Origin of the sequence: Rhizobium aethiopicum (assembly GCF_014197535.1) — a bacterium.
Lineage (GTDB): Bacteria > Pseudomonadota > Alphaproteobacteria > Rhizobiales > Rhizobiaceae > Rhizobium > Rhizobium aethiopicum_A.
The window spans coordinates 109,631-117,153 of the sequence record NZ_JACIFV010000019.1 but is presented as its reverse complement, the minus strand read 5'-3'; the positions used below and the strand labels follow the sequence as shown (position 1 = coordinate 117,153).

Annotated in this window: 5 protein-coding genes and 1 pseudogene; 2 read left to right on the top strand and 4 right to left on the bottom strand. The window is 59.3% G+C overall.

The window, feature by feature from the left end; genetic code table 11:
- Positions 1 to 129: 129 nt before the first annotated feature.
- Positions 130 to 839: pseudogene (locus GGD53_RS22745) on the top strand (ISNCY family transposase); the annotation flags it as partial.
- A 271-nt stretch (positions 840 to 1,110) separates the two neighbouring features.
- On the opposite strand, the gene GGD53_RS22740 reads toward GGD53_RS22745, so the two are convergent.
- The 4 genes from GGD53_RS22740 to GGD53_RS22725 all read right to left on the bottom strand — a co-directional run bounded on the left by GGD53_RS22740 (position 1,111) and on the right by GGD53_RS22725 (position 6,785).
- On the bottom strand, positions 1,111 to 2,136 hold the full coding sequence (locus tag GGD53_RS22740; RefSeq protein WP_184459114.1) for a SphA family protein: 1,026 nt from the start codon (positions 2,134 to 2,136) through the stop codon (positions 1,111 to 1,113).
- Between the two features lie 21 nt (positions 2,137 to 2,157).
- Positions 2,158 to 3,381 carry an MFS transporter gene (locus GGD53_RS22735; protein ID WP_184459113.1) on the bottom strand — a complete coding sequence of 408 codons (1,224 nt, stop codon included), beginning with the start codon at positions 3,379 to 3,381 and terminating at the stop codon, positions 2,158 to 2,160.
- 161 nt (positions 3,382 to 3,542) lie between these two features.
- Entirely contained in the window at positions 3,543 to 5,018 is a 1,476-nt protein-coding gene (locus tag GGD53_RS22730) for an aldehyde dehydrogenase family protein (protein WP_432443149.1), read from the bottom strand.
- Positions 5,019 to 5,318: 300 nt separating this feature from the next.
- On the bottom strand, positions 5,319 to 6,785 hold the full coding sequence (locus tag GGD53_RS22725; RefSeq protein WP_184459111.1) for a carotenoid oxygenase family protein: 1,467 nt from the start codon (positions 6,783 to 6,785) through the stop codon (positions 5,319 to 5,321).
- A gap of 94 nt (positions 6,786 to 6,879) precedes the next feature.
- On the opposite strand from GGD53_RS22725, the gene GGD53_RS22720 reads away from it, so the two are divergent.
- A complete protein-coding gene (locus GGD53_RS22720; RefSeq protein ID WP_184459110.1) occupies positions 6,880 to 7,482 on the top strand; it encodes a TetR/AcrR family transcriptional regulator in 603 nt (200 codons plus the stop codon).
- Positions 7,483 to 7,523: the final 41 nt, after the last annotated feature.

Below are 7,523 nucleotides of genomic sequence, written 5' to 3'. Positions count from 1 at the left end.
TCTAATCGGTTGGCAGAGTCGCATTCCTAATCAGCTTTGACATTGTTTGTAGCCGCAAAGTTAAAGTGTCCTGTTTCTGCAAAGTTGGAATGTCATTCTCCCCGCGTTTGATGACGTGGGAGTTTGCGGATGGGACTGATTGCGATGAGCGAGCGGGATCTGCAGCGGATCGAGGTTTTGTCGAGGGTTGTCGACGGACGGATGACGTTGGCGTCGGCGGCGCATGTGCTTGACCTGAGTACGCGCCAGGTGCGTCGGCTGCTGGATCGAATACGGACTGACGGCGCAGCGTCGATCCGGCACAAGGCGATCGGCCGGCCGTCGAACAACCGGATCAGCGACGGTGTTCGGGATTACGCGGTGGCGCTGGTTCGCGAGCGTTATGCGGATTTCGGTCCGACGCTGGCGGCTGAGAAGCTTGCCGAGCGCGATGGATTGCGTGTGTCGCGCGAGACGTTGCGCAGCTGGATGTCGGAGGCCGGACTGTGGCTGTCACGCAAGCAGCGGCGGACGTTTCATCAGCCGCGGCTGCGGCGTGAAGCCTATGGCGAGCTGGTGCAGATCGACGGGTCCGAGCATCGCTGGTTTGAGGATCGTGGAGATCCGTGCTCGCTCCTGGTGTTTGTCGACGATGCGACGGGCCGGTTGATGCAGTTGCGGTTCGTGCGCTCGGAAAGCGCCTTCAGCTATTTCGACGCACTGGAGCTTTATCTGAAGCAGCACGGCGCGCCGTCGCCTTTTATTCCGACAAGCACTCCGTGTTCCGGGTGGCGAAGAAGGAGGCCAAGGGTGGTCAGGGCATGACCCAGTTCGGACGGGCACTCTCGGAGCTAAATATGATGGAGCGACTGAGACGATAGTGAAGGCTTAGGAGATCTGCAGCTGGCTGCACTGCTACCAGCTCCTTCACAAAGTTAAGCCAGTACCAGACGCGAGACGTCGATCTGGGTTCGCCATCATCCCCGAGCCGTAGAATGCGCATGGAGACGCTGCAACTGCTGCCACACGCCCCTCGATGGTTTAGTCATCAAAGTCGCGTTTCCCGAGCCGAGCCGATAGCGCGTGTCGTCGCATCACCGGCGGTCAACACTCTCAACAGGAGACTCGGCATCACCAAATCTTCCGTATGAAGCTGAGTTGGAGATAGTCGCCATCGTATGCATTCCGGCTGTACACGTCGGTCAGGTATTTGATCGAAACCGTCGTGCGCTGTTCGGGGAAATCAACGGCCAGAACCGGTCCGAGCCGGATCGAGCGGTGCCTCTGTCCATCGGTGGCCGCCACCGCAAGCGAGCCGGTATCGTCCTCGATCTGCCAGCTGATATTGCCTGCGAGGCCGAACTGGAAACGATTGTAGCGCTCCGTGACGGCGAAGTCGGCGGAGAGATAGTCGCCGTCACGGTAAGTGAAGCCACCCGTCGCATCTTCCCGTTCGAAGTTGTGGTTATAGAATAGCCTTCCGGAAAACTCTGTGGCATCCAGGAAGATGGGTTTCGTTCGGTAGGTGAAGGCGACATTCGGCGAAATGACCCAGTTGTTAAAGCCGGGATTGCCGACGGCCGTGTTGTCGTAACTGCCGATCGGGATGGTTACGCCGAGGCCCAGGCCAAGCGTAAAGCCGACGGGCATCGGAGGCACGAAGTCAGCCGTTGGCCTTGGCTGCCCGTCGGCTGCCGGAGACGGCCCTTCATACCAGCTCTTGGACCAGAAGAAGAGGTCGGAATAGGCGTCAAAGAAGCCGGTGTGCTTGCTGCTCAGATCCACCGGCAAGGTGTCGGTGATCGTCATATCGTGTTTGCCATACGCAAAGATCAGCGACGAGGCCATCCGGCCGCCCAACAGCTCGCCCGGATAAACGTAGAGCCCACCCAGTTGGCCCTGTAGAAGCTGCTCGTCCGTGTCCGGAAACTTCGGGTCGCCATGGGCGTCATTGAGGCGGTCGCGCCGGTTACCCCACAGGCCACCGATCGCGTAGAAGCCCGGCTCCGGCGGCAGTTCGGCTGCCCTGATGTCGGATGTCGCCCCTGGTGTCACGGTCTGGTAGAATTCTGCGGCGTGCGCAGCATTGTCCGGCAGAAAGGTCAGTCCAGCTAGCGCGAGCCATGCCAGCCTGCCATTGGAAGGTGATCTTTTCATTTCAGTCCCCTTTGATGAATTTCAATGCACCGGAACGACCGGGTTGCCCGTCGTGGCCGGCTCTCGAGGCGCTCGGCCGAAGGCAAGGCCGGCCAGCAGAAGTAGTCCGCACAGCATCGTGAAACCGGCAAAGATCGCCATCGCGGCGACCATCCCGCCGCCCAGCGAGGCGACACCGGCGACGACGATCGGGCAGACGAACTGGCCGATGAAGAACATCGACGTCCACAGACCGGAGACACGGCCCCGGTAGCCTTCCGGCAGCTTGCCCATGGTGAAGGCGAGGACGAGCGGCAGGGAAATGCCGCAACCGACATTGTTGATGAACATGCCGACGACACCCCCGGCCAACGACGATTGGGTATAGAGAACGGCAAAGCCAATCGCTTGGGTCAGCATGGCACCGGTGAGCAGCGCGCCGACCGGCCGCCTTGATTGAAAGCGGAAGAGTGCGGCGCCTGCGACAACACCGACGGATCCCATGGCGCTCGCCAGCCCCAGCATGCTCGGGCCGGTATAGCCGCGTTCGCTCAGAACCAGCGAGATATGGACGGGCGTGATGTAGAAGAGCGCCCCACAGATGAGCGTCGCCGACAGTGTGCCGACAAAGCGAAGGTCGATGATGCTGCGAATGCTATCCGCGACAGTAGGCTCAGCAGCTTTAACCCCGGCGCCGCGTGCCGGCTCGAAGATGATCGACAGGATCAGCGGAATGAAAAGCGCCGTTGCGCCATAGACCAGGAAGGGCGCCCGCCAGTTGTAGTTGCCGAGAAAGCCGGCCAAGATGAAGCACACGGTCGCCACCAGGGCTGCAGAACCGAACTGTACCGAAAGCCAGTGGGCGCGCCGATGTCCCGTGAAATAGTCGCAGATCAGCGCCGTACTCGCCGTCATGACGCCCGCCTCGGCGATGCCGACGATCGTGCGGGTCGCTATGATGGCGTAAAGATTGTCGAGCCAGAACGGCGCGACGCCAGCGGCAGCGTAAAGCCCGAGCGCCCAGGCCAGCACGCTCCGCCGGCCGAAACGGTCGGTAAGCAAACCAGCAACAGGCGCAAGCAGCGCCACGAATAGAGCGGGCGTGACCAGTGCAAGCGGTGCCAGCACAGACGCGCGCGGCACATCCGCGAAGTGCTCGATCATGTGTGGCAAGACGGGCGCGAACAGGGTCGACCCGATCGGGGCGAGCCATGCGGCCGCCACCAGCAGCAGCCCGTGACGGGTGCCCGCTGTCATAGTCTGCATTTTATCCTTCTCCTTGCAGGCACAGGTCGGCGTCACGCGTGAGACGTGCCGTGGCTCCCTTGATTTTGCCGATATGATCAATCTGCCGGCCAACCCGACCGGGGGCATGTCTGATCTCAAAGTAGAATGAGCGCGCCCCTCCTCGAAGCAGCGCCGTGCCGTTACCGCTGGATCGATATGAAGTGATCCGTGGTGAATTCTTCGATGATCCACTTCCCGTTGAAACGGCCGAGTCCCGAGTTTTTCTCGCCCCCGAACATCACATGCGGATAATCGTGGATGGTGATGTCGTTGATATGCGTCATGCCCGCCTCTATACGCTGAGCAAAGGCGAGGCCCCGCGCCTCGTTTCGGGTGAACACGGCGCTGGACAATCCGAACTCCGTGGCATTGGCAAAAGCGAGCGCCTCGGCTTCATTCGCCGCCCGGATAATCGGAGCGACAGGCCCGAAGATCTCGTTGCGGGCAAACTCGGAACTATTGTCGACGTCCGCAAAGACATGCGGAGGCACGACGCGGCCCTCGATTGCGCCGGATGAGCATTCACGGAAGCCGCTTTCTCGGGCAAGCGCGATGCTCTTTAGAACGCTGCGCATCTGACTGTCGTTGCAGAGCGGCCCGACCAGCGTATCCGGCGCGTTCGGATCTCCGAACTTCACAGCCTTTGCAGCTTCTGTGTAAGCGTCGACGAACCGATCATAGAGCAATGCATCGACGATGATGCGGTTGGTGCTCATGCAGATCTGGCCCTGATGCATGAAGCGCCCGATCAGCGCTGCCCCGACAGCCTTCTCGAGATCGGCATCATCCAGCACGACGAGCGGCGCATTGCCACCGAGCTCAAGCCCGACGCGCTTCAACAGTGACGATTCAGCGGCCACTCGGGCAATGTGGCGCCCGACCGGCGTGGAACCTGTAAAGGTCAGCACGCGCGGCACGGGATGGCGCGAAAATGCGTCTCCGATCACGTCGGAACTGCCCACCACGACATTGAGAACACCCGCGGGAAGGCCAGCCTCTTCGTAGATCTTTGCCAGCAGCAGCCCACCCGTGACAGGCGTGTCATTCGATGGCTTCAACACGACTGCATTGCCGAGCGCCAGCGCCGGTGCCACCGATCGGTTGGAGAGATGCAGCGGAAAATTCCACGGGCTGATGACACCGACAACACCGACAGGCTTCTTGTAGACCCGTGCTTCCTTGCCGGGTTTGTCGACAGGAATGATGTATCCCTGGGCTGCTGTCGGCATGGTGGCCGCCTCCAGCATGCCGGCACGTACCGCACCCCATTCGATGCCGGCCTTGATACGCGTGCTGCCGGATTCGTGGACCAGCCATTGGATGATTTCTTCCCTGCGTGCATCCAGGATGGCGACGGCCCGGGAGAACAGCACGGCGCGCTCCGACGGCAGCACGGACGACCATTCGACCTGCGCGCGTTTGGCCGCATCGAAAGCCTGATCAAGATCGCTCACGCTAGCCTGGGCGAGCTCTGCAAGAACGGAATCATCATAGGGATTTCGGTCGAGGACGGCACTACCCGCCGTGCCGGCCAGCCAACGACCGGCGATGAACTGCCCGGTGAACCCTTCGTAGGGTCGCGGGACAAAGACGGAATGATCGACTGACTGTTGCACGGCTTGCTCTCCTCTCGCGGCGTCTGTCATCGCCCGCTCCGTCACCGAATATCGCTCGGCTCGGATCCGGCAATGCAACTGACGGGCCTCCTTACTTACAAAAGCCTACTCTACAAAATTACAGATCGTCAAGACGACATTATCATAAAATGATAATCTTTGATCAACAGTGCTGTTACGTTATTCTTTAATTCAATAATACAGACACTAGGCTCGCAGACTTCGTCTGCGAGGTTTCAAATCATCAAGTCGCCTGCCGTCACCCGCCTCAACGGGAGCAAAATCGGAGTGATGCGGATGCTAGCTAGCCTGCAAAACGGAGTTTGGTACCCAGTTTCCATGCAGTGACATGCGCAGTCGGATCGGAAGCTTGACGGTTGCGATTGGGCCATCGTCCAGGTGCTGCGCGTCGAGGATCAACAGGTCGGTAGACTGCTCCAGCAGTCGATTGCGAAGGGCAATGACATAACCCTCCCCTTCCGCCGCATCGGCACTTTTCGGAACGAAGATCGGCTCCTGGAAGCACGACTGGTCGTCCGCAAACCAGGTTTTGATCCGGCCCGTCGCGACATTGATATGCGCCAGCTGATTGAAGAACTGAAACGGACGTGGCCCGATCTGCTCTTCATTGAAAGGCTTGCTCGGGTCCATGGCGATGACAAATCCATGGCTGTAATGCCGGCCCATGTAGCGGTCATCGCTCCGCGGGAATTCGCAGGGAAACTGCGTCAAGGGCGTCATTTCCAGACCGTTCCCGGTGGAATTCATATCGATTGTCAGACGCATCATGTTGGAGGCCAGCGTTTCCGGTGGCGGTACAGTGCCGTCTTCCTGAGGGAAGAAATAGAAGATGTTGCCGCTGGTGATCGGCATGTCGATAAAGATCCGGCCACGGTCATCGAAAGCGTTGAGCGTATGCCCCTGGAAGCCGTTCGGCGCCTTGAACCAGCGGACGTCCCGGCCATCGCCATCCCGGCGAAGCACGCCGAACAGCTGATCGAGCCCCGGTTGCCATTCGAAATGACGCCCGCCATTCTTCATGCGATCAAGATCTGAGGTCAAAGGCATCAACGGGAAGATAACGTAGTTTTCGGTCACCGCGAAATCATGAATCATCGCCGCATAGGGCGCGACGATCCATATCTCGCGCTTCTTCCGACCGGAGGAATCGATCTCGTAATAGACGATGTCGGGTGTCGCCTCACCTCTGGCCTCGTACCCGAAACAGAGGAGGGCTCCGGTAGCAGGATCGATCTTCGGGTGCGCGGTAAAGGTCGCGCTGGTCAATTGCCCGTTGAAGTCCCAGAGCCCAATCGTTTCCATCGTTATGGGATCGAGCGCATAGGGTGCACTGTCTTCTTTCAGTGCCAGAAGCTTGCCGCCATGCACGACGACGTTGGTGTTCGCCGTACTGTTGTTCAGGTCGCGAACACTGGGATCGTTCGTATACGGATTACGGTAAATGCCGTGCAGCGATGCCCGGGCCGCGCGTTGCGCCTTCAGACGCTCCGTCATCACATATCGTCGCTTAAAGTCGACATGACCGTTCTTGAACGAAAAAGCGCTGATGGCACCATCGCCATTGAAGAAGATGTCTTCCCCGAGCATCGGCGGATATTGCGGGTCTGGCGCCACCTGGAAGAAGGTCCCGTCGATCTGCTCCGGTACGTCTCCGTCGACTTCAAGGTCGTAGACCTCACCCTCAAACCGCGCCGGTTTGTAGAGACCTCCGGTGAATTCCGCAGATTTTGGGAAAAGCTTGCACATCGTCTACCTCCTCATAATCGTACACGTGAGTACTATTATGGAAATTGCGTTCGGTCAAACTTAACAGTACAGCTCGTTACGGTTATAAAGCGCCATGCGCGTAAAGACCGAAAAAAAGAAAAACGAAATCATCAGCATCGCGGGAGAACTGTTTCTCTCGCAAGGCTATGGATCCGTATCCATGGCGACAATTGCTGCTGCTGTAGGCGGGTCAAAAGGTACGCTTTACGGCTATTTCTCCTCCAAGGAGGAAGTCTTCGCGGCCTTCGTCGTCAGCGCGGGGCAGCAGCGTTGGGAGGAATTCATCGCCCTTGAGGAGGTGCCAGCCAGCGTCGAGGCGCGGCTCATGGCCCTAGCCCGCCGCTACCTGCGCTTCCTGCTCTCGAACGAGATCATGTCGGTCAACCGTCTCGTGATAGCGGAAGCAGGACGGTTTCCCGAACTCGGCAAGATCTTTTACGACAACGGCCCGAAAAGCGTGATAGGCGTTATTGCGTCGACCCTGCAGCAGTCAGCGGAGACAGGTGAACTTACGATCGATGACCCCGTGTCGGAAGCGTGGCGGTTCAAATCCCTGTGCGAAGCACGCCTGGTGGAACAGTGCCTGTGGGGAATTCGCAGCAACGTCACCGACGCCGAGATCATGGAGAATGTCAGGCCGGCCTGCGCTATTTTTCTCAAGAGCCACCGCCCCTGAGCCGGCACAATCTCCGTCCTGAGCGACACGAGGGTTCGTCC

Bases quoted from the DNA above. Each gene is read 5' to 3' on its own strand.
- GGD53_RS22740 (WP_184459114.1), bottom strand. From the start codon at position 2,136: ATGAAAAGATCACCTTCCAATGGCAGGCTGGCATGGCTCGCGCTAGCT.
- GGD53_RS22735 (WP_184459113.1), bottom strand. From the start codon at position 3,381: ATGCAGACTATGACAGCGGGCACCCGTCACGGGCTGCTGCTGGTGGCG.
- GGD53_RS22725 (WP_184459111.1), bottom strand. From the start codon at position 6,785: ATGTGCAAGCTTTTCCCAAAATCTGCGGAATTCACCGGAGGTCTCTAC.
- GGD53_RS22720 (WP_184459110.1), top strand. From the start codon at position 6,880: ATGCGCGTAAAGACCGAAAAAAAGAAAAACGAAATCATCAGCATCGCG.